The 25,795-nt window shown below is 65.9% G+C and carries 28 protein-coding genes, 4 tRNA genes and 1 pseudogene; 27 read left to right on the plus strand and 6 right to left on the minus strand.

The genetic code is table 11. From position 1 onward, the window contains the following. Window positions 1–106: 106 nt before the first annotated feature. The 18 genes from QMG86_RS01620 (at window position 107) to QMG86_RS01705 (ending at window position 15,655) form a co-directional block, all read left to right on the plus strand. The gene (locus QMG86_RS01620) at window positions 107–811 is read left to right on the plus strand and encodes a GntR family transcriptional regulator (RefSeq protein ID WP_281877240.1); all 705 of its coding nucleotides are present in this window, start codon (window positions 107–109) and stop codon (window positions 809–811) included. A gap of 168 nt (window positions 812–979) precedes the next feature. After that, a complete protein-coding gene (locus tag QMG86_RS01625) occupies window positions 980–1,195 on the plus strand; it encodes a helix-turn-helix domain-containing protein (protein ID WP_281877241.1) in 216 nt (71 codons plus the stop codon). Window positions 1,196–1,307: 112 nt separating this feature from the next. Beyond that, window positions 1,308–1,727, plus strand: a complete 420-nt coding sequence (locus QMG86_RS01630) for a hypothetical protein (RefSeq protein WP_281877242.1) — start codon at window positions 1,308–1,310, stop codon at window positions 1,725–1,727. 86 nt (window positions 1,728–1,813) lie between these two features. Beyond that, window positions 1,814–2,053, plus strand: coding sequence for a hypothetical protein (locus tag QMG86_RS01635; protein ID WP_281877243.1), 240 nt, complete (start codon window positions 1,814–1,816; stop codon window positions 2,051–2,053). After that, a complete protein-coding gene (locus QMG86_RS01640) occupies window positions 2,050–2,460 on the plus strand; it encodes an RRQRL motif-containing zinc-binding protein (RefSeq protein ID WP_281877244.1) in 411 nt (136 codons plus the stop codon). Before QMG86_RS01635 ends, QMG86_RS01640 begins: the two co-directional genes overlap by 4 nt. Continuing rightward, window positions 2,457–3,230, plus strand: a complete 774-nt coding sequence (locus QMG86_RS01645) for a hypothetical protein (RefSeq protein ID WP_281877246.1) — start codon at window positions 2,457–2,459, stop codon at window positions 3,228–3,230. The genes QMG86_RS01640 and QMG86_RS01645 overlap by 4 nt, the downstream gene beginning before the upstream one ends. 2 nt (window positions 3,231–3,232) lie before the next feature. Continuing rightward, window positions 3,233–5,368 carry a type IV secretory system conjugative DNA transfer family protein gene (locus QMG86_RS01650; protein ID WP_281877247.1) on the plus strand — a complete coding sequence of 712 codons (2,136 nt, stop codon included), beginning with the start codon at window positions 3,233–3,235 and terminating at the stop codon, window positions 5,366–5,368. A gap of 29 nt (window positions 5,369–5,397) precedes the next feature. Then, window positions 5,398–5,916 carry a hypothetical protein gene (locus QMG86_RS01655; RefSeq protein ID WP_281877248.1) on the plus strand — a complete coding sequence of 173 codons (519 nt, stop codon included), beginning with the start codon at window positions 5,398–5,400 and terminating at the stop codon, window positions 5,914–5,916. 2 nt (window positions 5,917–5,918) lie between these two features. Next, window positions 5,919–6,446, plus strand: a complete 528-nt coding sequence (locus tag QMG86_RS01660; protein WP_281877249.1) for a hypothetical protein — start codon at window positions 5,919–5,921, stop codon at window positions 6,444–6,446. Window positions 6,447–6,448: 2 nt separating this feature from the next. Continuing rightward, window positions 6,449–8,404: a coiled-coil domain-containing protein gene (locus QMG86_RS01665; protein ID WP_281877250.1), complete on the plus strand. Its 1,956-nt coding sequence runs from the start codon at window positions 6,449–6,451 to the stop codon at window positions 8,402–8,404. Further along, complete coding sequence (locus QMG86_RS01670) at window positions 8,401–9,006, plus strand: hypothetical protein (RefSeq protein WP_281877251.1); 606 nt, start codon at window positions 8,401–8,403, stop codon at window positions 9,004–9,006. The genes QMG86_RS01665 and QMG86_RS01670 overlap by 4 nt, the downstream gene beginning before the upstream one ends. Then, a complete protein-coding gene (locus QMG86_RS01675; protein WP_281877252.1) occupies window positions 9,003–9,590 on the plus strand; it encodes a hypothetical protein in 588 nt (195 codons plus the stop codon). The genes QMG86_RS01670 and QMG86_RS01675 overlap by 4 nt, the downstream gene beginning before the upstream one ends. Further along, window positions 9,587–10,027: a hypothetical protein gene (locus QMG86_RS01680; RefSeq protein ID WP_281877254.1), complete on the plus strand. Its 441-nt coding sequence runs from the start codon at window positions 9,587–9,589 to the stop codon at window positions 10,025–10,027. The genes QMG86_RS01675 and QMG86_RS01680 overlap by 4 nt, the downstream gene beginning before the upstream one ends. Then, window positions 10,024–10,854 (plus strand): DUF2637 domain-containing protein, encoded by an 831-nt coding sequence (locus QMG86_RS01685; protein ID WP_281877256.1) that lies wholly within the window; start codon window positions 10,024–10,026, stop codon window positions 10,852–10,854. Before QMG86_RS01680 ends, QMG86_RS01685 begins: the two co-directional genes overlap by 4 nt. A 28-nt stretch (window positions 10,855–10,882) precedes the next feature. Next, the gene (locus QMG86_RS01690) at window positions 10,883–11,332 is read left to right on the plus strand and encodes a hypothetical protein (protein ID WP_281877258.1); all 450 of its coding nucleotides are present in this window, start codon (window positions 10,883–10,885) and stop codon (window positions 11,330–11,332) included. A 1,644-nt stretch (window positions 11,333–12,976) separates the two neighbouring features. After that, the gene (locus QMG86_RS01695) at window positions 12,977–13,657 is read left to right on the plus strand and encodes a hypothetical protein (protein ID WP_281877259.1); all 681 of its coding nucleotides are present in this window, start codon (window positions 12,977–12,979) and stop codon (window positions 13,655–13,657) included. A gap of 49 nt (window positions 13,658–13,706) precedes the next feature. Next, window positions 13,707–14,753, plus strand: a complete 1,047-nt coding sequence (locus tag QMG86_RS01700) for an XRE family transcriptional regulator (protein ID WP_281877260.1) — start codon at window positions 13,707–13,709, stop codon at window positions 14,751–14,753. 317 nt (window positions 14,754–15,070) lie between these two features. Beyond that, window positions 15,071–15,655: an AlbA family DNA-binding domain-containing protein gene (locus QMG86_RS01705; RefSeq protein WP_281877262.1), complete on the plus strand. Its 585-nt coding sequence runs from the start codon at window positions 15,071–15,073 to the stop codon at window positions 15,653–15,655. A 547-nt stretch (window positions 15,656–16,202) separates the two neighbouring features. Here QMG86_RS01705 and QMG86_RS01710 read toward each other — a convergent pair. The 4 genes and pseudogenes from QMG86_RS01710 to QMG86_RS01720 all read right to left on the minus strand — a co-directional run bounded on the left by QMG86_RS01710 (window position 16,203) and on the right by QMG86_RS01720 (window position 19,341). Next, window positions 16,203–16,850, minus strand: coding sequence for an HNH endonuclease (locus QMG86_RS01710; protein WP_281877264.1), 648 nt, complete (start codon window positions 16,848–16,850; stop codon window positions 16,203–16,205). Beyond that, window positions 16,847–17,758 carry an AAA family ATPase gene (locus QMG86_RS01715; protein ID WP_281877265.1) on the minus strand — a complete coding sequence of 304 codons (912 nt, stop codon included), beginning with the start codon at window positions 17,756–17,758 and terminating at the stop codon, window positions 16,847–16,849. Before QMG86_RS01715 ends, QMG86_RS01710 begins: the two co-directional genes overlap by 4 nt. 237 nt (window positions 17,759–17,995) lie before the next feature. Then, a pseudogene (locus tag QMG86_RS33515) lies at window positions 17,996–18,142 on the minus strand (hypothetical protein); the annotation flags it as partial. 89 nt (window positions 18,143–18,231) lie between these two features. Continuing rightward, complete coding sequence (locus QMG86_RS01720) at window positions 18,232–19,341, minus strand: tyrosine-type recombinase/integrase (RefSeq protein ID WP_281877266.1); 1,110 nt, start codon at window positions 19,339–19,341, stop codon at window positions 18,232–18,234. Between the two features lie 64 nt (window positions 19,342–19,405). Here QMG86_RS01720 and QMG86_RS01725 point away from each other — a divergent pair. The 9 genes from QMG86_RS01725 to QMG86_RS01765 all read left to right on the plus strand — a co-directional run bounded on the left by QMG86_RS01725 (window position 19,406) and on the right by QMG86_RS01765 (window position 24,051). After that, a tRNA-Lys gene (locus tag QMG86_RS01725) sits at window positions 19,406–19,481 on the plus strand. Between the two features lie 681 nt (window positions 19,482–20,162). Then, complete coding sequence (locus tag QMG86_RS01730) at window positions 20,163–20,426, plus strand: hypothetical protein (protein WP_281877267.1); 264 nt, start codon at window positions 20,163–20,165, stop codon at window positions 20,424–20,426. Between the two features lie 33 nt (window positions 20,427–20,459). Continuing rightward, on the plus strand, window positions 20,460–21,125 hold the full coding sequence (locus tag QMG86_RS01735; RefSeq protein WP_159843254.1) for a TetR/AcrR family transcriptional regulator: 666 nt from the start codon (window positions 20,460–20,462) through the stop codon (window positions 21,123–21,125). A gap of 94 nt (window positions 21,126–21,219) precedes the next feature. Beyond that, window positions 21,220–21,292 (plus strand) — tRNA-Glu (locus QMG86_RS01740). A gap of 29 nt (window positions 21,293–21,321) precedes the next feature. Continuing rightward, window positions 21,322–21,395 (plus strand) — tRNA-Asp (locus QMG86_RS01745). Window positions 21,396–21,453: 58 nt separating this feature from the next. Then, window positions 21,454–21,527: transfer RNA gene (locus QMG86_RS01750), tRNA-Phe, on the plus strand. A gap of 648 nt (window positions 21,528–22,175) precedes the next feature. Next, window positions 22,176–22,856: a GAP family protein gene (locus QMG86_RS01755; protein WP_281877268.1), complete on the plus strand. Its 681-nt coding sequence runs from the start codon at window positions 22,176–22,178 to the stop codon at window positions 22,854–22,856. Between the two features lie 82 nt (window positions 22,857–22,938). Beyond that, window positions 22,939–23,121, plus strand: coding sequence for a hypothetical protein (locus QMG86_RS01760; RefSeq protein ID WP_195085694.1), 183 nt, complete (start codon window positions 22,939–22,941; stop codon window positions 23,119–23,121). A 228-nt stretch (window positions 23,122–23,349) separates the two neighbouring features. Next, on the plus strand, window positions 23,350–24,051 hold the full coding sequence (locus QMG86_RS01765) for a polyprenol monophosphomannose synthase (RefSeq protein WP_281880727.1): 702 nt from the start codon (window positions 23,350–23,352) through the stop codon (window positions 24,049–24,051). A 148-nt stretch (window positions 24,052–24,199) separates the two neighbouring features. Here QMG86_RS01765 and QMG86_RS01770 read toward each other — a convergent pair whose 3' ends face one another. Together QMG86_RS01770 and QMG86_RS01775 are read right to left on the minus strand one after the other, a co-directional pair. Further along, window positions 24,200–24,370, minus strand: coding sequence for a hypothetical protein (locus QMG86_RS01770; protein WP_281877269.1), 171 nt, complete (start codon window positions 24,368–24,370; stop codon window positions 24,200–24,202). Further along, complete coding sequence (locus QMG86_RS01775) at window positions 24,358–25,770, minus strand: 1-acylglycerol-3-phosphate O-acyltransferase (RefSeq protein ID WP_281877270.1); 1,413 nt, start codon at window positions 25,768–25,770, stop codon at window positions 24,358–24,360. Before QMG86_RS01775 ends, QMG86_RS01770 begins: the two co-directional genes overlap by 13 nt. Window positions 25,771–25,795 lie beyond the last annotated feature (25 nt).

Consider the following 25,795-nt stretch of genomic DNA (forward strand, 5'->3'; position numbering starts at 1 on the left):
CGCGTCGCCCCACTCCCCACACACTGCCATGATGTATGTATACGTAGTTGTGTATTGGTAGGGGTGACTAACTCCTGCCCGAATGGACGAAGCGAGGGGATTGACAGTGGCTGAACCGGCATACGTGAAGATCGCGGGTGAATACGCACGCAAGATCAGGGCTGGCGAACTCCCGCCGGGGACCCAGCTGCGGAGCTACCCCGAACTGGCGAAGCGCCACGGCGTGTCGCAGATCGTGATCCGCAATGCGATCGAGTTGCTTCTCGGTCAGGGGCTGGTGCGGACCGAGCGGCGGAAGGGCACCTTCGTTGCCGACCGGCCGAATCTGACCAGGGTCTCGCCCGAGCGGCAGTTCGAGCAGCCCGAGACGACATTCGAGAACGAAGCAACGGAGCCGGTCGAGGTGGAGCGTGACATCGAGAGTGTGTCCGCTACGGAAGACCTCGCGGACAAGCTGGGCGTGAAAGTCGGCTCTGAGTTGACGCATGTAGTCGTGCGTGCATCGGAGGGCGGGCGACCGATATCTGTGTCGGATAGCTATCAGCCGGTCGATGGCGCCGACGTCTCGGCCGCGGCGTTCCTGGAGGAGACCATCACGGACTCTCTGCCGCCGGCGAGCCATGCCGAGTGGCTCAAGACTCCGTCCGGCGAGCTGGTCAAGGCTGTATTTCAGCGCTACATCGCCAGCGATGAGCAAGTCCTCATGATCTCGAACATCTCGTATCCACGTGACCGCTACGACGCGTTCCTGTTCCGGATGGCACTAGAGCCTGAATCGGTCGCCACGAGCAGGCGGGAGACCTCCACCTGACCTGAAATCGGACCGACTTCGGTCGAAGCGTATAGGGGCCTGATCAATTCGTTGATCAGGCCTTTTTCGTGCCCTTTGGCGTCTACACATGTGTAGAGCTTGTGCGCATACGCAACTACACATACGCTGTTGTGTATACATAGTGACAAGTCGCCAAAGGAGTGACATATGAGCAGACGAAGTGGCTCGGCCAGTGGACCGAAGACGCTGATCAGCCTTCGCGATGCGGCGCAACTGGCCGGGGGAGTCCACCCGCGGACCGTTCGTCGCTGGGTAGACGGCGGCCTTTTGCAGGGCTTCCAGGTCGGCCCGCGGCTCATCAAGGTCGATCGGGATCAGGTCCTCGCGCTGGTCCGTCCCTTGAACGAGACCGGAGTCGCGTAATGCGGGCGCGCACTTTTGGTTTGGTCGCCGCCGCGGTCGCGGTCGGCTACCTCGTGTTGACGGCGCCGGAAGTCGTCGGGATCACCGTGATGGTGCTGGGCGGAGTCGCGCTGTGGCGATCCTCGCGGCAGTGGGGGCTTCGGCGATGAGCATCTACCTGCGCGATGGGGATCGGGAGCGTCAGGCACCCCCCGAGGGCGTGTTGCGGGATTACCTGGGCTATTACGTGGTCGCCGCCAGCGAGTCGGGTGCTCCGGTGGATACCGGAGTCGTCGCGGATATCGCGGTGCACGGGTCGTTCCGGGTGCAGTACGCGGCGCATGTCGACCGGGTATGTGTTCGGGTGTTTCCGGCGTCGTCGTCGGCGTATGCCGGGATGACGATGCAGTTGACGCTTGCGCAGGCAATCGGGCTGCGCGCGCTGCTCGACGCCGGCATCGCGGATGCGCTGGCCGCGCGTGATGACCGCGAGGCTGACATGGGCGAGGCGGTCGACGGCAACGGTGCCGAGCGGAACGAGGCGGAGCGGTGACCGCGCCGTGGCGGCAGGACCCGCCTGTTCAGGGGTACACGGTCACTCATTTCGACCGCCGTGGCGGTCACAACCCGCTGCACTCGATGGCTGGTCCGGAGTTCACCGGTGCGAGTGCGGTGTTCGCCCCGCTGGGGTTGTTGCCGCCGATGGTGCGGCTCGCCGCGTTCGGTGTGCTGCTGATCATCGGCATGGGTGGCTGCACGGCGGCGTGGATCGATCAGCAGGACTACGTGCCGTCGCCGAACATCTGCCGCCCGCTCAATGCCGGGGTTCCTCCGGAACCCGCGGGTTCGTGCGTGCCGCGTGAGGAGGTGGCGCGGTGAGCGAAGGTATTCCGACCTACCGGTGGCGGATGGCGCCGGGGCATTTGCGGACGAAGCGGCAGCTTGAGGCCGCGGGGCTGCGTCCGAACGGCCAGGACATTCAGGGCCGGATCCCGTTCCGCCGCTACGGCCGTGAGCAGGTGGCGCATCTGTTCGACGTGAATCAGGCCGCGCCGAAGCGGCCCGCGACGCCCGCGCAGCTGGCAGCTCTGGCGAAGGCGACGCGTGAGCACCAGCTGCGTGCGGCGGAGCGTCACGGTGTCGACCGCGCCGCGTTCGACCAGGCGGGCGGAGATCCGGGTCCGGGCTGGAACACATCCACCAGCGCTCTCGCGGACTACCGGCCGGGTTCGTCCCTGGCCGACGTGTTCAGGCGAGAGACCGAACGGCAGGGGTACGACCGATGAGTTTTCGACTCTCGCCGCGTGATCTGGCTGGCCTGACGGTCTTGGCCGAGATGTACGGGGCGCCGCTGGATGTGGTCGCCGAGATGTTGGGCGTGAGCATCAACCGCGCCTATCGGATCACGGCGAAGTGGGAAGCCGCCCAGATGATCAGCGCCAAGCGCATGCGCCCTGTTCCGGGTCCGTCGTGGATCTTCCCGACGAAGTCCTCAGCGGAGGCCCTGCTGGGTCGGTCGGTGCGTTATTGGGTGCCAACGCCGAAGATGGCCGCTCACACCAAGGCCGTGTTGCAGCTGCGGCTGGCTTTGGTCGGTTTGGATCTGGACCGCTGGATCTCGGAGCGCTCGATGCGCGCGGATGTCGGTCTGGTGAAGGCCGGTCAGCCGCGCCCGCACATCCACGACGGCCGCTACATCACTGCCGCTGGTGAGTTGTGGGCGGTCGAGGTCGAGCTGACTGCCAAAAGCTCTGCGGCGGCGCGTTCCTCGCTGCTCCAGGCGCTGAAGGTCGCCGAGAAGGCTCAGTGCACTGGCTTGACCTATTACTGCCGCGGTGAAGCGGTGAAGAACGTGATCCGGGCTGCTGCGGCCGGTCTGGATCTGTCGGATGGCCCGAAGTTGCGTTTGGTCGATCTGGACGAGCTGCTGGCCAAGAAGAAGGCCGAATCCTCCTCGCTCGCTTCGCGTCCCGGGCTTCGGGTGATCGCGGGCGGAGCCGCCGCTGATCACGAAATCTCCCAGGTCGCAGACCCGAACGAAGGAAAGGCGGTCTGATCATGACCGATTGCACTCCGATCATCACCCCGACCGATTGCGCGCCCTACGCGCCGACCCCGGTCGCTACCCCGACGCCGACGCCCACACCCGGTACGCCGATTCTGATCGAGCGGAAGATGCCGCCGATCGGCCTGGACCACGACCCGTTGGGGTGGCTTCCCGATTTCAGCACGTGGTCGCTGGAGGGCTTGGGCGATGGCGCGCTGCTGATCGCGGCGTGCGTGATCGCGATCCTGGTCATGACGATCATGATCCTGATCCCGGCGACCGCGCTGGCGTGGAAGCCGACCCGGTTGCGGAACTGGCTGATCGGTTCGGTGTTGGCGATGCCGGGCGCGACCGCGCTGTGGGCGTGGGATGTGTTCGAGCCCGGCCGCATGGCGACCGAGGCCAGCCACCAGTTCCTCCAGGGCCAGTACACCGCCGGACTGCTCGGGATGGCGGTAGTGCTGGTGCCGCTGGCGTGGCTGACCGCGACCATCGCCCACACCAACCGCCGCGTGCAGCTGGCCACCGTCGGGTTGAAGTCCCCGGCGCGCACGGAGCGGGCGTTGTGGGCGCAGGCGCAGCGCGAGCAGCGCGCCGCCGCGCGGCTGTCTCGCCGGCGTCTTCCTTTCACCACGGGCGGGTTGTCGCCGGAGATGGTGATCGGGCGCCTGGCGCTGGAGACCGACCAGGCCCCGGCGGCGTCGGTGCTGCGGCAGCTGCTGGGGCGTACCGAGACCCGGCTGATCGTGCCGTGGATCAACGCCGCGGAGCACCAGACCACCGTCGCGGGCTCCGGTTCGGGCAAGACGACGCTGATGGTGCGGTTGTTGGTGTCGTGGTTCATCACCACCTGGATGCGGCACCGGCAGTGGTGGCGGCTGGATCGTCCCGGTCGGCCGCTGGTGATCGTGGTCGACTGCAACGGCGGCCCGGAGTCCCGCAAGGTCGCCGCCCGGATGCGCACATGGTTCACGGCGTTGGGTGTGCCCGCGCCGCGGATCGGGATCTTCCCCGACGATGTGTCGCTGGGCATGTGGCCGCGCAAGGACTTCGACGCGCTGGAGGTCAAGGCGCAGAAGGCCATCGTGGACGATCTGCGTTCGATCCTCTCGGCGATGGTCTCCGGCGGCAGCACGCCGGCCACCGACACCGAGAAGTACTTCCATGAGATCCGCGAGACCCTGATCCACCTGATCGTGGACGCCCCGGCCCGGGTCGAGGTCATCGACGGTGTGCCGACGCCGATCGGGCACAACCCGCCGCGCAGCTGGCTGGAGTTCCTGTCGCGGTTCGACGTGGAGCGGCTGTCGAAGCTGTGGGGCGGGCAGCCCGGCGCCGAGGTCTGGACCGGCGTCATGGGCATCGACATGGAAATCAAGTCGACCATCGACGGCAAGCAGCCGGTCATGAACTCCGCCCGCGCGGAGTTCGCCAACCTCTACCGCGCGCTGGGGGATGCGTTCGACGGCGACAAGGAACTCACCGACTTCGACGTCCTCTACATCGTGCTGGAGGGTGTGAAGACCCCGGATCGGGCCCGCGCCCAATTCGGCGCCATCGGCACCATGCTCGAACAGCTCGCCGACAAGGAACACGGCCGCACCTCGCTGATGGCGGTCGACGAGTTCTCCGCAGTCTCCGACGGCAAGACCCGCGCGGTGAAGTGGGTCGAAAGGTTGCGCAAGGCCGGCATCGGGTCGTGGTGGATCGCGCAGTCCTGGCAAGGCCTGGGCCACGACGACGACAACCGCACCGGCCTGGTCGCCGCCGCCTCCGGTGGCTCGCTGCTGATGCGCTCCTCGGACCCGGAAACCCTGGCCAAGAAGTACGGCACCCGCGCGAAGTTCGAACTGTCGCGCAAGTTGATCGGCGGCAACCGCGACGGCGACGAGGGCAACGTCAAGCCCGGCGATCAGTTCCTGATCCCGCCGAACCGGCTGCGCGCCATGGCCAAAGGCGACGTGGTGCAGGTGGCCGGTGGCCGCGCCCGCTGGGGGCGGGTCTCCCCGCTGGACGACGCCGAGCTCAAGCGGCTGCGCCCGCTGTCCGGCATCGCCGATTTCACCGACCCGAAGCCCGAACACGACACCGACGACGCCACCGGTCTGGCGCCGGTGATCGACCTGACCAAGCGCCGCCCGGCCTGAACCACCACTACGACAAGGAGTCACGAGCAATGGCTTTCCCGAAACCGATCGAACCCGAGGACCACGGCGAGGAGCTGGGCGGACGCAGCGCCGCCGAGCAAGCCCGCGAGCAGCAGGTCCTCGAAGCACTCACCGCCGACATGGAAGGCAGCGAGGCGCAGAAGCTCGCCGCGCAGCTGCTGACGCCGGTGGTGCCCGACGGCGGCAGCGTCGGGCGCACCGTGACCCCGCATGTCTCCCGGCTCACCAAGGCCCGCGACAGCGTGCGGATCTGGGGTCCGGCGGTGGCGACCACGACCGGCGCGGTGGTCGCGGTGTCGGTGTTGCCGCTGCCCGGCCCGCTGGCGCTGTACGTGCTCGCGCTGGCCGCGTTCGCGTGGTGGCACTGCGCCGGACGCCCCGGCGCCATCGAAACCGTCCGCATGCTCGCCTACGCCCTGGCCGACACCGGGGCCAGGATCCGCCGTCACGTCGAGCAGCTGGCCCGCCGCCGCGCCGCGATGGAGACCCGCCGCACGACAAACAACCCCATCAAGAAGGAGAAGTGACCATGTCCGACACCAACACCACCCCGGGGCACGTCACGAAAGCAGAGATCACCGTCGCCCGCGGCTACCTGCGGGCCTGCGTCGAGTACGTCAGCGCCGATCCCGAACGCAGCGCCCGCATCGAGGCCCTGGACTCCGATGCTGTCTACCAGCGAATCCTGCGAGTGTGGCCCGAAGGCTGGGATCACTTCCGCGAGGTCTTCGCCAACGACATCGCCGACGCCGAGGCTGACGAGCGCGCGGCGTGGTTCGCCGAAGCCTCCCAGGCCGCCCGCGGGCACCTGTTCGCCTCCCGGCTTCCTGCCGCCGCGCTGAGGTGGGGCCGCTGCTCGCTCACCGCCACCGAAGCAGTGACCACGCTCGGCGCCGATATCGCCGAGAACCGTCGCGAGGCCGCCGAATGGCACTGGATCGCCGAAATCCTCGGCGTCCCAGTCCCGGTCGCGATGGCCTGGGCCGTCGAGGGCCGCACCCGCCAGCTCGCCGCCGCCATCTTCCGCCCGTTCCACACCACCGAGAAGGAGAACTGATCATGTCCGACACCAACTACGGTCCCGCTGTCGAAGACGAGATCGTCGCGCAAGCACGCCAGTTCAGTGCCGCGATGCGCACGGCGATGCAGCGTCATGCCCAGGCCGCGAACTGGCTGGAACGGCGCCGGGCCCGTAAGGAGATCAGCCGCCTGGTCCGCGCCGAGCGCCGCGAGCAGCAGAAGTCCCGCACCAACCACCTGACCTGGACCAATCAGGCCGTCGACCGCTACCGCGTGCACGCCCAGGCCGTCGCGGCCCGCGCGAACGATCCGCGGGTGGATCACGACCGCCGCGCCCGCGACGCCCGCGCCTTGGCCGAGCACCGCGACCGGCTGGCCGTGCAGTTCATCGGCAACGAGCATCTGACCCGCACCGAGCAGGGCATCGCCCTGGACGGTCTGGACGCCGCGACTGTGTTCCCGGAGTACAAGACCGGCAACCTGTTCGCCCGCGCCCACAAGGTCAAGGGCCTGGAAGCGCTGCACTACCGCGCCCGCGTCGCCCGCGAGACGGTCAATATCAACCGCTACGCCGACTGGGAACGGGCGGAGTGGCAGCAGGGCCTGGACGCCGCGCACCGCGCCAACGCCGAGGACGCGCTGCTCGCTCGCATCGACGCCGCCCAGACCGATCGTCACCGCTACACCGCGCAGATGACGTGGACCGATCCGGACGGCGGGAAACTCACCGAATCCCGGTCGTTCGCCACCGAGCACACTGCCACCGAATGGTTGCAGCGCAACATCGGCCGCACGTCGTGGTCGGACGGCACCACCCTGGCGGTGCAGACCCGCGACACCCTCAACACCGCCAAGCAGTACGTCGACCACGGCCGCCCCGAAACCGTCGCCGACCAGCTGGCCGCCCGGGAGGCGGTGCTGCGGGAGCGGACGCTGGCCGGGCAGGTGCACCACGAACAGGCCACCATGGAGCAGGCCCTCCAGGCCGAGCAGCAGCAGGAGGCGCTGCCGTTCGGCAGCACGATCACCTACCTGCCGGAAAACGCCAACCAGGTGGTGCACGAGCGCGGTGAGCACGCCACCGAGGCGGACTCGGCGCGCTGGACCGCGCAGCAGCTGACCGAAATTCGGCCGGCACCCGGCACGACCGTGCATGTGGCTGCCTCGGAGACCTCCAGCGAGGGCCACGAAGATCCGGTGTTCCGCGCCGAGGGCGGCCGATCGATGGTCACCGACGAAGTGACCCAGTGGTGCGAGAGCATCGAGCGCGCCTCCTCCGCACCCGAGCGCGATGCGCAGCAGCCGCCCGTGTCGGTGGTGCAGATCGTGGCCGAGCGACACCGGCTCGCCGAGGATCTCGCGCAGCGCGGTCGCGAAATCGCGCAGCTGTCCGGCGATCTGGTCGACGCCACCGAACGCAACAACCAGCTGGCCCGGCAGCTCACCGCGCGGGACAAGAAGCTCGCCGAACTCACCGCCCGGCACGGGCTGTCGATCGAGCACAACAACCAGCTGACCGAGGCCAACGCCCGACTCACCCAGCAGCTGACCGCGATCACCGCCGAGCGCGACCAACTGCGCGGCGAACGCGACGAGGCGGTGCAGAAACTCGCCGAGCGCACCCCCGCCGACCAGCGCTACGGCAGCCCCGAACGCCGAGCCGAGCAGGCTCGCCAGGCCGCAGGACGGGATCGGTTCGGCGGTGGCCTGTCGAAGGAGATCGCCGACGCCACTGCGGTTTTCGAGGCCGTGCGCAAAGCCTCTGAACGGGGCCTGGTCGAGCACGTGCTCGATCATGCGCGCGAGGCTGCCCGCGCTCATCAGGAGCGCAGCACCTCCGACGAGTCCGGTCGCCCGGCCGCGCAGCGGCAGGCCGAGCAGGCCAAGGCGTCGGTCTCGAGCAGCCGTTCCGCTCTAGCCGACTACCAGCCCAGCAGCAGCCTGGCCGACGCCATCGCCCGCAACGGACACGACCGGGAAGGAATCGATCGATGAGCAGCAACGACCTGGATGACCTGTACATCAACCGCTACGCCGGGCGCGTCGAGAACCCGCAGGAGGTGTTGATGCGGGCGGACTTCGACCGCGTGAAGGACCTGAGCGAAACCGCGTTCCACGCCACCGGCGACGACGCCGAGCGGATCTTCGGCAAGGTCGATGAGATTTCCGCCCGCTGGTCGGACCGCGATGACGAACTGGGCGCGGCCTACCGGTACCTGGAGGACGCGCACAGCGACTGGCGCTCGGCGCCGGACACCATGCGCCGCATGCACGAGCAGATCACCGCGGATCGGGCTCAGGGCTTCCACGCGATCAGCGAGATCGACTGGCGCAGCCAACTGCACGCCCGCGAGCTGACCGGACACGGCGCCTGGGTGGTCGAGCCCCGCTCGATCGAGCAGGCCCGCCAGCAGCTCGCCGCCGCCGAACGCCGCGAGGGATGGTCGGATCCGGCCGAGGCCCGGCCGGCCGCGGGGCCGGTCCCGGTGTCCAGCTCGTTCGCCGCTGCTCGTATGTCCGCGCTGGCGGACTACCGGCCCAGCAGCCTGGCCGACGCGCTCACCCAGGGCGCCGAGCGGGAAGGCATGGACCGATGAGCACCGATGACCAGAGCACCGATGACCGGACCATGGAGGATCTGATCGGCGAGCTCATCCGCTCCGACGGCCTGGACGCGGCGGTCGCCGACTACTACGCCCGCCGGGTCCCCGACCCGCAAGAGGCGTCGTGGCGCACCGATTACACCCGCGCCTACATCCTGCGGGACCGGGCCGAAGACGCCCCGTGGCCCCACCACCCCCGCGCAGAAGAGCTGCGGGCCCAGGCCCGCGCGATCCAACAGCGGTGGACCGCCGATCCGGCCGTCGCGCCCCGCTGGGCCGAGCTGGACGACATGCTCGCGCACACCGTTTACGCGGGCCTGTTTCACCCGGAGCCGCCGACCATGCCGAGCGAGGCACCGCCCGGCATGGACCCGACGACGTGGCGCAGTCAGTTGCAGGCACGCGACATGACCGGCCACGGCCGATGGCCCGACACCACAAACATCCAGCAGGGAGCCGAACCAATGACCGACACTACCCGCGCCACCGCCACCGGATCTGCGTTGGCGGACTACCGATCCGGCAACGCGCTGGCGGCGTCGCTGGCGAACACTGAGCGTGACGGAGTGGAGCGGTGAGCGCCCCGTCGGTCGAGGCGACGATGCCCGCCCAGCCCGCGGACTGCTTCGACGTCGAGTTGGCCGTCCGGCCGATGCCGCTGCGGTCGCGGTCGCAGTCGGTGTCCCTGGTCGCGCCGTCGTCGCCGGTGAGCCCGGCCGGGCCGTCGTCGGCCGGTTCGGCCACCGGTGATTTGGAGGCGCGGTTGATCGCGGCGAATGAGCGCGCCGCGGATCTGGCGCAGCGGCTGGCGGTCGCGCTGGCGGCGTTGAATGCCGCCGAGCATCAGGCCGCTCAGCTGGAAGACCGTAACCGCGAGCTTGCCAGCGATTTGGACAACGCCTTGGACCAGCTCGCCGGGCACGCCCTGCACGCCGAGCAGGAACGGCTGATCCACACCCCCGTCTACGGCCTGTGGGCCGTGTCGGACTCCAACCGAGAGGACTACGAACGATGAGCGACACCCTGTCGCACTCCGGCGACACCGCGTCGCCGTCTGGCGCCGCCGCGTCGCCCGCTCCCACGACCACGGCGACGCAGGTGTCGCCGCCGTCGTGGAACGCCGCTGAGGCTGTCGCCTTGCTGTCGCTTGCGGCAGTGAGCATCGCGGCGTTCTTCTGGTCGGCGATCGCGCTGCACGGTGTGGCGGTCATGTCCGGTATCGACTCCCGATTGGCGTGGGGCGCCCCGGTGATCGTGGACGGCCCGATCGTCCAGGCCGCGTTCTCGCTGGTGGCGTTGAACCGGCGCGAGAAGATCGGCGTGGTGGTCCCGGCCGCGACTCGCCGGTTCTTCTGGGCCGAACTCGCCGCCGCTGAGCTGGTGTCTTTGATCGGAAACGGTGTCCACGCCTGGAAGGCCGACGATCTGCTGCTGCCCGCTCCCGCTGCCGCGGCGGTGGCAGGAGCCGCCCCGATCGCCGCGCTGGCGGTCACCCACGCGCTCACCGCGCTGATGGAGGTCCCCCGCACCCCGGCCCCGCAGGCGACAGCACCCGTCGCGGCGGCGACAACCGGCGACACCGCCCCGAAATCGGGCGACACCGAGGCGACACCCGCCGACGTGGAGGCGACACCGGTCGAAATGGATGCGACAGCAGCACGCGACGCGGAGATCCTGCGGCTGCATCAGGCCGGTCTTTCCTACCGCGAGATCGCCCCGATCGTCGGGTTGCACCACGGCTCGGTCGGCAAGATCCTCGCCCGCCTCAAGACCGAAGGCGACACCCACTGCGAGCAGCTGGCGTCGCCCGCACCCCATAGCGTCCGGCTGATCGCCGGATAAACCACCCAATAACCGAGGAGTAACCGAAATGACCAACGCACTGACCGATCTGGACCAGATCAACGCCGAGCTGATGAGCCAGGGCGCCCGCAACCCGTTCGGCCGCGACGTGGAGCCGAACACCACGGTGTCCGGCGAGATCGTGGCCGTGGTGCGGCGCCACCGCCACAACAGCTCGGGGCAGCCGCTGTATTGGGTCAACCGCAAGCCGATGGTCGCCCAGGCCGGGGATCCCGTCATCGATTCGGCGCTGATCCTCGAGACCGACGAGCGCGTCGACTCCGAGGACGAGGGCCTGCGCTCGATCACGCTGGATCGTGATGTGCAGCGCGCGATCGCCGCGGGCGTGCGCCGGTCTCGGGCCGGCGGATTCGCGATCGGTGGTCGTCTCGATCAGCTGGTCTACGTCGGCCCGGTCGAGGGCGGTGGCTACGGCCGCGTCTACGAGCTGGTCGCCTACGTCCCGCCCGCCGATTGACCCGACCAACCGACAGAAGCCCGGCCGTGAATTCGGCCGGGCTTCGTCGTGTCTACAGCCGGTCTACAACTCGGCTGTCCATCCCCTGACCTTTCCCCTGGCCCCTTCCTCCGCAGGTACAACGAGTCCGGAGCGGTGGTTGCTCAAGGGTGGCCGTATGGCCATCGCCGTAGGCGACGCGACGCAGGAGCGCCCTTGAACAACCGCCGAGCCGGGCTCACGCTATCCGGCCGAGGAAGGGCCTTCTCGCCATAGTCTCGACGGGTCGAGATGTCGATCTTGTCGGTCATCAGGTGTGCGAGAAACGCGCAACTTTCGAGCGAATCACGCATACAAGCGGGTGCGTGGTTCTCGCGCCTCTCAGCCACCACCCCAACCCTCCGTGAGCTGGGTAAAGGGCGGGATTTCTGCTCACTCCCCCACCCCCTCCCAGTCCGACATCTCATCGCCCACTGCGTGTTCAACGAGATGTCGGACTGGGAGGGGGTGGGGGAGCAATCAGAAATCAAAAGATCAAAACAGGGAGGGTTGGGGTGGTGGTTGAGAGAAAAAGAAGTGGTTGCGTTGGGTGGGCATCGGAAAGTTCGCGAGTGGGTTGCGTTGGGAGACGGTGACGGTGGTGGCGTCGTCTGCATCGGCTGCGGTCTACTGCACGCGGCTGTGCGTGTGTCGGGTCGCGTAGCGCGTGTTCGGTGGGGTGCGTGGAGCGCGGGCTCGTGCAGCTGCACAGTGGTGCAGCGCGCGACGCGATCCGTGGGTGGTCCCGCGACCTGGCGGTCGCGCGGTCCGACGCGCGGTGTGCTGGGTGTCCCTCCGGCATGGCCTTCTCTGGGGGCTATCACGACGACAACGACCATCAAGGGCGCTTCGCGTCGCCTGCGGCGATGGCCTGGCGGCCACCCTTGACGGCCGCCGCCGTCGTGATCGAGTAGCCCCAGGCCATACCGGAGGGACACCCAGCACAAACCCAAGGCGCGCGCTATGGACCGGGAAAGCTGCGCAGCCGCGGGCTGCGAGGCGGGGCTCTGCCCCAGCACCCCGCCCTCGCCGGGAGGCAGGCCACCCAGAGGGGCGCGGGTGCGCACGCAGAAGTCGTATTGGTCTACCGCAGCTCCAAAGCAGGCAGGCAGACCAGTCCCGGGACTGGGAGTTAATCAGCCAGCAGCAACTTTACAGCGTCGAAACTAGCTATCGATCTGCGATCGGTCAGCGTGAGATACCGCGGTCGCGCTTCTGGGGCGGCTTGGGTGGCGTGGGGATCCCGGTGTCTGGCGCCGCAGTGCCTGTGGTGTTTCGCCGGGTGGCATAGCGCTGGCGCTCTTCCGGAGTGGAGCGGCCCGCAGCGACCGCGCGAAGGACCGCACGAGCGTCATCGATCCAGGCGCGGTGACCTAGGTGGCCGCGGGAAGCCGGGCAGGTAATCGACACTGCCTGGCTTCCGGCTTCCGCGCTCTTGCGGTTGGACAGCGTCGCCAAGGCTCGTTCGGTCGCGTTCTGAGGCCCCCCTGTCACCCCTGGCAATGCGGGAACCCCACCCCGGCCCAAAAGCAATCCTGCATCCGGCACGCTGTGTTAACCTGCTTGTGACCTGCTGATTGACCGGTTTTGAACAAAATATTGAGGCGCACCGGAGGTATCAAGACCTTGAGCCAGCCACTGCCCTTTCATCACCCGATCATCATCGAGCCTCCCGACGCGCCGGCGTACCTCGCCCAGATGGACATCGCCGTCTCTGATGTGCACGCTGCCATCGCAACGGGCGAGATCTGGGCCGGAAACATGAATGGACATCACCCGGTAACCGCCGCCGGTCTCATCCGGTGGATCTACGTCGTCGGCACGCTGCGGGAACGACTGGCCGGAACGAACCTCTGGTTCGGCGACGATCCCAAGAACCGACCGATCTCCCAGCGCACGGACGGCGCATACACGCTGTCCACCGTCGGTGGAAACGAGATCACCGGCATCATCGACCACCCAACCGGTCCTTTCGCCGCACGTCGCAGGGGAAAAGCCACCGCAGAGGCGGTCAACGGTACAGCGCCGCTCATCACGATCGAAGCATTGCGTGCGGGCAATGTCGACCGTGATGTCGACGCCGACCTCCGTGCACGGCCACCTCACGGGCCGTGGTTTCTCGTCTACTTCCGAGACGAGGAGTCGGTGCGAATGGAAATATCACTGCCGCTAGGCTTCGAAGACGGTCAGTTCACCGGTTGGAAAGTGCGAGTCATCCTGGATGAATGGAGGCCGGAACGTGTCAGCGCGAGGCCGCGCGATGTCGGAGGACAAGACGTCGACTTCCAAGTCATCGAGGTCGGCTGAGGCGTACCTCGACCCAGACAGGATCCGGGTCGCGCGTATGCGTCGGGGAATGACGAAAGTCGATCTGGCAAGACGGCTTTCGGTCATTCCCCGCACGATCGCTCGGTACGAGGCTGGTGAAGCGCCCCGGGAAGTCGCTGAGGAACTCGCGACAGCATTGGATTTCCCACCCGGGTATTTCGAGCGTGGCGGTGCACCAGCGTTCGACTCGGCTGAGGTCCGATTCCGCGCCGCGCGACGGGCGACTGCCCGTGAACGCGATGCCGCGGCGGCTGCAGGAGTGTCGGGTGTGGAGATCGACCGCTGGATCTCCGCTCGGTATGTTCTGCCTGCAGTGTCACTGCCCTCATTTGCGGGCAACGATCCCAAGACCGCCGCGCAACTGTTGCGTGGGGTCTGGGGGCTCGGCACGAAACCGCTACCGAACCTGATTCAGCTGTGCGAATCTCGTGGCATCCGCGTCTACAGCCTTCCGCCCTTCGCCGATGCGGTCGACGCGTACTCGATGTGGTGGTCAGGGACTCCTTATGTGTTCCTCGCGCGCCGTAAATCTCCGGAGAGGATTCGGTTCGACCTGGCCCACGAGGTGGGCCACTTGGTGTTGCACGACGCCGAGCCTTGCGCGACCACGGCCGTCGAGCGTGAAGCCGACGCCTTCGCCTCGGAGTTCCTCATGCCAGCGGCGAGCATCGTGGAGTACCTGTCACCCACCCCGTCGGTCAACGACATCCTGGCGGTGCGCAGCCAGTTCAAGGTGTCTGCGATGGCACTGGCCTTCGCAGCACACAAAGCTGGCCGGATCAGCGACTGGACCTACCGTCAGGTGTGCATTGAGCTATCGACCAGGGGATTCAGGACATCTGAACCTGGTGGAATGCCGAACTACGAAATGTCACGTGTGTTTCCCCAGGTGCTCAGCCGATCGAACACGAGAAGGGTAACCGCCCGGGGCATCGCCAAGGATCTGGATCTTCCACTGAGCGATGTCCACGCGCTGACGTTCGGTACCGAGTTGCGATTCGCTCAAGAAACCGAGGTCACCAGCGAGGGCAGCCACGATCGGCCCACCGGCCAATACCGCCTACGCGCGGTTTAAATGGGTACGCGAGCCAGGCTCGCCCGGGGCGCTGGGAGCGGGAAGGCTGCGCAGCCGCAGGCCGCGGGGCGGGGCTCTTCCCCAGCGCCCGCCTTCGCAGGGAGTCAGGCCTCTGGAGGGGCCGGGTGCACACACAGATGTTCAGGTACACCGCATCGGCCACCTGCAGTCGCTGGCGTCACGATGCTGCGCCAGTCGATTCGTATCTCTTGGGACATGAACTCAACGGCAGATGCCGAATGTCGACCAATGTCGGTTACCACATATCGGCACTCCGCTCGGAGGACCAGTCGATTAGCGCAAGGAGCGGGCCGCAAATGCAACTTCAAGAAGTACTCGCCCTCATCGCCTCAGGGGAAGGCCAAACCGTCGAGTTCAAGCAAACGACAGGTACATCCGAGGCTGCGACAAGAACCCTCGCCGCTTTCGCCAGCCAGCCCCAAGGTGGGGCGGTCATTTTCGGGGTGAACAGCGACGGTTCGCCTCACAGAGGGTTCCAACTCGGCTTGGAGACATCGGCACGTCTAGCCGGAACCATCAAGGCCAAGACGCTATCGATGACCACCGGCCTGCCGCTCGCGGTGCAGATGTTCGAATTTCGAACCCCCGATCGCCTGGTGGCGTGCGTACCTCCAGGCGCGGACACCGGCGGCCCATATCTTGCCGATGGCTTTCGCTGGCAGAGGGTCGGTTCAAGTACGAACAAGGTTCAGATTGACTACCAGCACCTCGCGCGGGTGTATCAGCAGCACCTGCGAGATGACTCCTCGTACTTCGGGATCAAGTTCTGTCCAGAATGCGGCAGCCAAGACTTCCAGACCGCCTCGCAGGTTGCCCCGCATGACGTCCTCATTTACATAATTCGATGTAAGCGATGCGACTGGAGCGACTGGTCGGAGTAGTTTATGGTGCCATCAACCTCATGAGGCAGCGAACTGGGGCCTCGCCACATAGCTTTGCGGCACCGTTGTTGGTCGGTGGACGCGTGCTCAAGAACTGGCTCCTAGCGCGCCGCCGAACGTGCCGCACGCCTGGCGGCGATGCGACACATACCCGAGTAGCACGCGACCGTAAACAGGTAGGGGGGACGTGTGTACGGGCGCGGCCACATAAGTTCGGTGTGCTGGACTGGGTGGCATGTTCGGGGACAGGTGTGCGGCGACGGTCGTCAGCCGCCGCATACCTTTGCAAGCGTGGTACCTGTGGGGCGTGGCACCCGCAGGCGGAGGGGCACGGGTGAGCGAGCGCGAGTCGTGTTGGTCTACCGCGGCTTGAATACAGGCGGAGCGGTACCGAGCTGCTGAATTGACCAGTGGGGCAGTAACTCCACAGCATAGAGAGCTATCAATTTACGATCGGGTGAGCCGCCACGGTCGGCTTTAGGGGCGGCGCGGGTGGTGTGGGCATCTCGGTGTCGGCCATTCAAGAGCAATTCCCTTGTGCACAGCTTTAGGATGTACTCTGCTTGAGAGGAAACCCTTCGCGTTCCAGATAAGCCTCGACTGTCGCGGTGAATTCTCCATCTGTGGCATCTATTCGGATCGCGGTTGCGAGCACGCTGCGCATAGGTTCCACCGCGACATACCATCGTTCAAGCATCTCTTTGATGCTGGCTAAACGACGCACACGCGCTGTGACGAGGTCAATGCGGTTCAGCTTCAGTTGTGTGACGGTTATTTCTCCCCTATTCGCTCCCAGGCGTGATGAGGCGAAGTCGCCATGAAATCGGAGATGTTCCTCTATTTCATCTTCATACGGATTCAGTAAGCCGTCAGTTGGATGGTAGAATTCCCCCTTGTTGGTGTTGCATACTGGACATGCCCAGGTAAGGTTATGCCACCTATGAGCGAGTTCGGGCTGAAGGCCTTTGGGGATAATATGCTCTACGTGCGGATAAGCAACATCTGCCACAAATTGCTCACAGTAGGCGCATCGCTTCCCGGTTTCTTCACTCAATGCCTGTTGTATCTCGGGATGCCGCCACTTTTCATACTTTTTCTCGGTGCCAGCGCGCTTCGCCGTGACGTAGTCTGTCGTCCATTTATCTTCATTTTTTGACAGAACGTTGGGCTTGTCTCCCTTTATCAGACGTCTCATCCGTGCGGGTCCTGCTTGCGGCGGTCTGCTACGGAGATTACTGCATCAGAGAATTCTGGCTCTAAGCCGTTAGCCTTCAACTCGTTTCGCAATCGCCGCAGGCTCGATTCATCGAGTCCCTCTGCCGCGTAGCGGCTGACGATGGAATCGAACAAGGTCTCCGCCCATTTTGGCATTGTACTTTCTACTCCCAAGACCTGCCGTAGGGTCTCATCAGCGCTAGCAGCCTTGTTCGAATAGTTGAGCCATCTTGCCTCGACGCGCCGTTGTTGGTTGTAGTACAACGCGTAGACTGCCGAGTCGGCGGCAGAGGTTACAACGAATGGGCTGTGTGTCGCAACGATGAACTGGACACGTGGAAAAGCCCGCAGAAGACTTGGAATGATCTCCCGCTGAAGACTCGGGTGTAGATGATTCTCTGGTTCGTCGAGCAGCACAGTGAACCGCTCTTCTGTTCTTGACCGAAGGAATATTTGCCAAGCTACTTCCAGGATTGCGCTTAGACCTCCTGAAGCGTCATCTAGAATGAAGTCCCCAGTTTTAGTATGAAGAATTACGTCCGGCGTTCTAATTCGCATTCTGATGTACCCAAGAGTTGATGGCATGACCTGCGTCAGAATATTATGGAAGCCTTCCCAAATCTCTGCTGCGTTTTCGTTGAACTCTACATTCGGGTTGCCTCGCGAACCGAATACGGCTGCTGAAATCAAAGATTCTTTAAATACCATCTGAGGAGACTTTTGTGTCCAGCCGCCGGACCATCGAGTACGGATTTCTCCAGTATATTGATCGAACAGTGTATTCGGGTCGCTGAAAACCGTCGGAATGTTTGCGATACTCGAATAGGCACCAGCAGACGCTCGATGAGAAGTAAGAAACGCTCCGGAAACTTTCTGGCGGTGCGGCATGAGCAAGTTGTACTGAAACCGATTGCTATCCGCTGGACGCATCGGCACGCTAATGGGGGTGGAGCCTCCCGAACCGTACACAAGCTTTCCTATGCGAGCCCATTCTCCATCGTCCGCAAGCCAACGCTTCCGGGGACGTATGCTGAACCAGCGCCCTTGTTTCCGATCACTTCCCGGAGAGGCGGAAAATTCTCTTTCCCAATTGAAGTGAGTTCCAAGAATTCCTAATATGGTGCTTTTGCCAGTCGCGTTTGCGCCAGTAAGGATGGTAAGTCGGGGGTGGAAATCTATATAAATCTCGTCGAATTGCCGCCACTCCGTAATCGATAACGTTTTGAACCCTGGTGGCGGAGAACTAGTCGATCGCAATGAGTCGCTCGTCACAGAGATACCTTAGGCGAGATGTAGGCTCTCCACCGGGAATCCGGCAGTCGATGCGATGGGCGCACCGAGCATGCGCTCGCAGCAGTGCCTCAATCCAGGGCTGCGCGAACGCTGTCCCATCGCGACTTGGCGCGGTGCGCATATCTCATCGTCGTCGTGACCGAAGCATGACCAAGCAATCTCGACACATCCTCAATCGGTATGCCCCGCTCGAGGAGTCGGCTTGCGTAGGTGTGGCGGAGATCGTGCAGCCGGACGTGTCCAATCTGATGGCGTCCTCTGCCCTTGCCGACGTAGGCGATCCGTACCGACGCCTCGAATCGGTCACGGAGGTTGCTTGAGTCAAAGGGTCGGCCCTGAGTATGGGCCAGCACAAGACCCGAGTGCACGCGCGCGTTACGGGGATACCGCACCGGCGCCGGCGCCGGCTTGCCCATACCCACACGATCCAAGCGGACTTTGAGCAGTTTGGTCAGCTTGTCTCCGATGGGGATTGTTCGGCGCTCGTAGTCCTTCGGTGGGTTCATCTCGTGTTCCACCGGGTCGTAGGCCCACTCCACGACGAGCTCGCGACGTTTGATGTTCACGCTCTCCCAGTGAAGCCCCATCGCTTCACCGAGGCGGACGCCGGTACCGAGCAGCAGTTCGACTACGACGAGGTCAAATGCATCCAGCGATGCTTCGATAGCCGCGATCTCCTCGTCGTCGAGGTAGCGCTCTGGCATCGGCCCAGGCTTCGGGAGAGTGACGCCTTTGCACGGGTTCACGTCTATGCGGCGAGCGAGGTGGGCCGCCTTCATGGAGGAACTCAGAAGGTAGTAGCACTTGGCGACGGTCGAAGGTGCCATGCCGCTGTTGGAGAGGTCGGTCACCCACTTCTGCACGTCGTCTGTCGTGATCGAGCGCAGCGGTTCCTTCTGCCATCGAGGGCGGACGTGGTCACGCAGCCGGGCTACGTCGGAACGGTTTGTGCTCTTTCTCACAATCCGTGCGGCCGTCCATGTCGGCTCCCACTCGCCCCACGTCATCTTGTCGGCTCCGTCGGGAGTGGGGGACCGGCGTTCCGCGACTTCCTTGTTCCCGGCCTGCCGCTCCGCTTCCGCCTTCCGGGCGAAGGTGCCGGCGCTCCGCTTCTTCCCGTTCGCGTCCCTGTAGACGCCCCTGTACTTGCCGCTGGGGAGCTTTTCCGCCCACGCCATCGACTGGCCCACCCTTCAATCGGTTCGTGCCCCACAGCCGCTGTCAGCTATGCTGTCCAGCCGAGCCCCTTTAGCTCAGTTGGTAGAGCTGGTGACTTTTAATCACTAGGTCGTAGGTTCGAGTCCTACAGGGGGCACCATCACGACGGCGGGGCGTGGAGGCTGCGAGCCCCACGTTTGCCCCACGATTCTAGCGTTTCCGCTGGTAGAAACGCCCCAACCTGTGGATTAAAAGTCCGTAGCTCTACCAACTGAGCTATAGGGGCGCGGAGGAACAGTGTAGTGGGATCGGGGGCGGATGCCCCAATCGGGGGAGTTCGTGTCGGCGGGCGGAGTGGACGGGTGGGACCGGCGCGGCGGGGCCGGGTGGCGGGCGGTGAGGGGGAGTTGGGTAACGCGGCGTGCGCGGGCTGCGATGCAGGCGGTAAACACTTGCCACCCAGCTTTGTTCATCTCAGCTGTATCTGGATATCATTCAATCATGTTGGCTGGCAATGTCTTTGGATTTGCAGGGGGTGAACGGCTCTGGCCGGGGCGGGCGCGTGGGACGGGTTGGCGGGCGAAACGTTGGCGGTGGCCGGTCGTCCGGACTGCTGGTTCACTCGCGTGAACAATCCTGGGCCGCTGTCGAATTCGCGCACCCTCCGGACGGGACGGTGCGGTTGCCGAATATTTGCCGTAACAGAAATCGGAATCGGATGGCTACCTGACTCGTCGGTTTGCCGCGTGTCGGATCGAGATTCCGGGTACGGTGACGCCTTGGTGAATTCCGAAAGATTCGCCGACTCGTTCGGCGCCTTGGAATTCGGATTGTCGTTGCTGTGTCCGAGAGCGCCGCGGTCGGTCCGGCCGGCCACGGTTCGACGGAACTCGATGCCGCAGGAGGAGGCACGTTCGAGACGAAGAAATGCCCGGATGCGCACCCCCTGCGGCGCACCCGGGCAGGCAAACTATACCAGCTGGTGTTGTTCAGGTTTTTCGCGAGTTTTCGTACCGAAGGTTTGAAATCGGTCGAAAACCGGGTTTCACGTATTGATAAAACTCAGGAATTCGCGCCGAGGGTCCGTTCCTTCGGGGGTGGCTGATGGCGGCGAGTAGGCTTCGGAGGCGTTTCGAGCATGGCACGGCAGCAAGAGCGGGCGCGCCGGACACGGGCGGCGATTATCAGGTCCGCCGCCGTTGAGTTCGGGAAGAGCGGCTATGCCGCTGCATCGCTCAACCGCATATTGGAAGGGTCGCGCGCCACCAAGGGCGCGATGTACTTCCATTTCGATTCGAAGGAAGATCTGGCACGCGCGGTGCTGGAGACCGCGGTGGAACGCTACCGCGCGTCCGCCGAGCGCTGGCTGGCCCGAACGGATCTCAGTCCGCTGGACGTCCTGCACGGGGTGGTCGATGAGATCGCGCTGCGGTTGGAGCACGACATCATCGTGCAGGCCGAGTACCGCCTGATCATCGAACCCGACTTCTACCGTGACGTGCAGGCCGGTGGCGGCCGCATCCTGGGTCGCACCACCAGGGTGCTCACCGTCCGCGCCATCGACCACGGGCAGCTGCGCGCGGATGCCGATCCCGACCGGTTCACCCGCACGCTCGCCGCCGCGCTGGCCGGCCAGCGGTACATGGTGGCCCTGCTCGGCGGACAGGTGGACCTGCGGGCGCGATTCGAGGAGGCGCTCGAGGTCGTGATCGAGGCCATGGCCACCATGGAATGGCTGGAGAAGTTCCGCAGCGACGGCTGGCGGGCGCAAGCCCGCTTGGAGGAGCTCGGTTTGAGCCTCTGACCAGCCGGTTTGGGATTCGAGTCCGGTCTGTCATAAGCTATCCCAGCTCCCAACGGACAGCCGTTGAAAGCCGGTCCGGAGAAATCCGGGACGAGCCCCCTTCGTCTAGCGGCCTAGGACGCCGCCCTTTCAAGGCGGTAGCGCGGGTTCGAATCCCGTAGGGGGTACGGTCTACGGATCGTTGGTAGCAGAGCATGGCCCTGTGGCGCAGTTGGTTAGCGCGCCGCCCTGTCACGGCGGAGGTCGCGGGTTCGAGTCCCGTCAGGGTCGCAAGAAAGCGCCGGAGATATCCGGCGTTTCGCGTATGGCATTCACTTCGGGTGCCTGCGGCCAGGTAGCTCAGTTGGTACGAGCGTCCGCCTGAAAAGCGGAAGGTCGCCGGTTCGATCCCGGCCCTGGCCACTCCACTCGTAGGCGAGCCCTGTTCACGGAGAGCGTGAACCGGGCTCGTTTCGTCATTTCTTGTGGGGTGCAACCCCCACGCCCCGCCCGGAGGGCTTCGCCCCGGACCCCCTCGGTGGTGGTTGCGTTCGGGGGGATCGTCCGGATTGGATTCGCGGTGTGGTCCGGGTTTTCTCTGCTCCCGGTCATCGGTTCGTATCGTTTCTTCGCGCTCCTGGGTCCATGTCGCCTCTCGTTCGGGCTGAGTCGGCCCGCTTGATGCCAGAGTCGAGGGCTGCTGGGGGTCCTTCAGTAGTCGGCGGGTGTGGTTCGGTGTGGTTTATTCAGGGTGGCCTTCATTCGTAGGGGCGTTGGTCGAGTGAGTGCCCGCTCGGTCGCTGTCGTTCGAATTGGTGGCCCGGGTTCCCGGCGGGTCGGTCTCCCGGGGCCGTCGGTCGGGGCCATAGGGTCGGTTCTTCGCTTGCGGCGGGAATCGCCGTCCTGATTCCCTCCCTCAGCTGCCCGCGGGGCGTGGAACAGCCCCTTCGCCTTCCACGGCGGGTGTTCTCTGGAGTCGGCCGAGCGTCTACGTGTGGTGAATCACACAGTGGCGCATCCGAGTTCGGGCTCGGGTGGTGGTCGGTGGGGTGCGGGTAGGCTGGCGCGGCCATGCCGACCCTTCTTCTCGCGCTCGCGGCGTTCGCCTTTCTCGACTCGCTCGACCTGCTGCTCATCGGCGTCACCACGGCCGTCGTGTACGACAGCAGGCTGAGCCGCCGGTCGCCGCTGGTGGGCGGTCTGAGCCTGCTGGCGGGCGTCTTCGCGGTCACCACCGCGTTCGGGATCTGCACCGTGCTGGGAATCGGATTCCTGACCGATCTGTTCGACTTCCAGATCACACCGGCGGTGCGGTACTGGGGCGAGCTTTCGGCGGGCGTGGTGTTGCTCGCTCTCGCATGCATTCGGATGACCGGAACGACGGCCCCGGAGCGGGCGACCGCATTGCGCCGCCGACCGTGGGTATTGGCGGGCATCGGCGTGGCGATCGGCATCGCCCAGGCGCCGACCGCGGTGCCGTATCTCGCCGGACTCGCGATGATCTCCGCCCGGAATCCACTGCCGACGTTGTGGCCGCTGATCATCATCGCGTATTGCGCGCTCGCATTGCTGCCGCCGTTGGTGATACTCGGCCTGGCGATGCGGCGAACGACCGGGGCGCGGCGGATGTATCGAAAAGTTGTTCGCATTATCACTACTTACGGGCCGATCTCGGTGCGCGTGCTTTTCGCGATCTTCGGTGTGGCTCTCCTGTGTGACGCGCTCGTCCATTACCGCAGCCTCTGGTGGTGAATTGCGGCCGCCGTAAGTCCGGCAATGGTGGGCGAACGGGAAACGCGGTTTGCGGGGCGGTGTTCGGTGGGATGCTGGAGGTATGGCTGAGCGCTGGTATTACTGCTTGAAGCACAATCGGGCCGAGCAAGGACGGCAGTGCTGGTTCCGCGACCGGATGGGCCCGTACCCGGACAAGGCGACGGCGGAGCGGGCCCTCGAGATCGCACACGCGCGCAACGCGCGGGAAGACGCGCGCGACCGGGCTTGGCGGGACGGGGACTGAGCCCGCCCGAACTCGGCCCGGGCAATCCTTCCCCGGGCCGGTGAAGTTGATCTTGAGCCGCAGGTCGGAGGCTCGGGCGGGGTCACACCGGGTGCGGCCGCTCAGCCCGCGATCAGGTGTATCGAGTACGGTTCTCCAGAACTCGACGAATGCTCGGAGGTCCTGGCGTGGGCTGCGAGCGGAAACCAGGATCAGCAGGGAGGGCGACCCTTGAGGGTTACCGTTGTTGTGCCGACCTACAACGAGCGGGAGAATCTGCCGGTTGCGGTGGAGCGGCTGACCGCGCTGCCGGTGCCCGACCTGCACGTACTCGTGGTGGACGACAGCTCGCCGGACGGCACCGGCGAAGTGGCCGACAAGCTCGCCGCCGAACTGCCGAACGTGGTCGGTGTGCTGCACCGGACCGAGAAGGACGGGTTGGGCCGCGCTTACGTGGCTGGTATCACGCGCGCTCTGGACGAGGGCGCGGACGTGGTCATCCAGATGGATGCCGACCTGTCGCATCCCGCCGAAGTCATCCCGGCCATGCTGGAGAAGCTCACCACCACCGACGCGGGCGTGGTGCTCGGGTCCCGCTACGTGCCCGGCGGCTCGACGGCCGCCGAGTGGAAGTGGTACCGCAAGGCGTTGTCGGCCTGGGCCAACTTCTATGTGAACCTGATCCTGCGCCTGGGGGTCAAGGACGCCACCGCGGGCTTCAAGGCATGGAAGGCCGACACCCTGCGCGCCATCGACGTGGCCTCGATCCGCAGCAACGGCTACTCCTTCCAGGTCGAGATGAATTACCGCACCATCAAGAAGGGGATCGCGATCGCCGAGGTGCCGATCCGGTTCGAGGAGCGGACGCTCGGGGCGTCCAAGATGAGCCTCAAAGTGCAGCTCGAATCGGCGCTCATGCCGTGGAAGCTGCTGTTCGGCCGGGCGGTCTGAGCGCGCCCCACGAGCCACGGGAACGGGGCCCGGCGCCCAGCGGCTGACGACGCCGGTTGTGCCCCGCGACCGAAACGAGCACCGCGGCCAGCGGAGGGCGCCGCCGCCGTCACGGCGACTTACACCTGGGCCGCCCGCTGCACCCTGCTCACCGGTCGGACAGCAGCGCGCGCGGCGTCATGCCGATGACCGGCGGTGCGGTGGAAGCGGCGACGACGCGTGGGTGAGCCGTCGCCAGGCCGGACAAACCACTGCCGCAGGTCGACCCCACCGAATCGGCGGCGCTGCCGACGTGCGATCGGCCGGTCAGCGCGGCCAATCCAGGAGCGTATCGACGAACAGCTGGCGCACCCGCGCCACGTTGTCGTCCAGGTCACCCGGATCCCATGCGCTGACGTCGATCGGGTCGAGGATCGCCACGTCGACCGTTCCGGGCCGGGCGACCATCGCGTTGCGCCAGCAGATCTCGCCCGCGTTCCGGATCACGACCGGGATGACGGGCACCCCGGCCTGTATCGCGATGTGGAACGCGCCTTTCTTGAACGGTCCGATCTCGGGGGTGTAGGAGCGGGTCCCTTCGGGAGCCACCGCGACCGACAATCCGCCGCGCAGGGTCTCGACCACCGGCAGCAACGCCGCCTTCGCCTGCGCGGTGTCCGCGCGGTCGATGAACGTCACTCCGACGAAGCGCATGAGCGGGCCGAAGACCGGATTCTTGGTCAGCTCCTTCTTGCCGATCGCGGTGACGCCGCCGCCGAGCACCTCGGGCACGATGATGATGTCGAACTGGCTCTGGTGGTTGAACAGGAAAACCGCGGGCCGCGGCGATTTCGCGTGCTCCGCGCCGGTGACGCGCACGTGCACGCCCGCGATGCGCAGTGTGTTGCGCGCGGCGTGCGCCATCAACGCGTCGGCCATTTGCTGCCGGTCCTTCGTGGGCGCTTTCGACGCGACGCCGAACAGCGCGCCCCCGAGCAATCCGGCGAAGCCCGCGGCGGTGCGGGCGTAATCGCCTGCGCGCGGCGAGCGGCGCGGCCGGAACGTCAGCCGGGCCCACTGCCGCCGGTCGGCGGTGTCGGCCAGCTCGTCGTCGGGGTTCACCGCCACCGGATGCCCCACCAGCGACAGCATGGGCGCGTCGGCGATCGCGCCTGCGTAGGCGTAGCTGCGTCCGAGATCCACCCCGTGCGCGGCGGCGAACTCCGTGACCGCCTCGGCTTTGCCGTTGCGCCACAGAGTTCTGCCGTCGGGATACCCGGTGAGCACACCGTCGGTGGTGGCCATGGGCGTGTACAGCAGGTGTTCGATGCCCAGCTGCGCCGCGGCGGGCGCGACGTGGAATCTGGTCAGCGAGGTGGCCAGCACGATCGTGTGCCCGGCCGCTCGGTGGGTGCGGATCAGCTCCCACGCTTCGGGATACAGGTATCCGTACCCGGTGCGCTTGAACTGGCGCCTGCCCAGCTCGTCCAATTCCTGTTCGGAGCGACCGGCCAGCGTCGCGGACAGCTCGCGGAGGAACCGGCTGTATTCGCCGTCGGTCATGTGGTTGTGGAGTCCGCCGAGTAGCACGTCGGCGGGCTTGCGGCGGGGCCGGCGCCGGGAGCCGGGACCGTCGACGACCGCGCCGCCGAAGTCGAAGACCGCGGCGACCGCGGGGCCCTGCGGCCCGGAGCGGATGGCGGCGAGCGCGGCGTCGAGGTCAGCGCGCGCGTCGGTCATCGATCCTCCTGAGTACCGCGATGTT

Origin of the sequence: Nocardia sputorum, assembly GCF_027924405.1 — a bacterium.
Classification (GTDB): domain Bacteria; phylum Actinomycetota; class Actinomycetes; order Mycobacteriales; family Mycobacteriaceae; genus Nocardia; species Nocardia sputorum.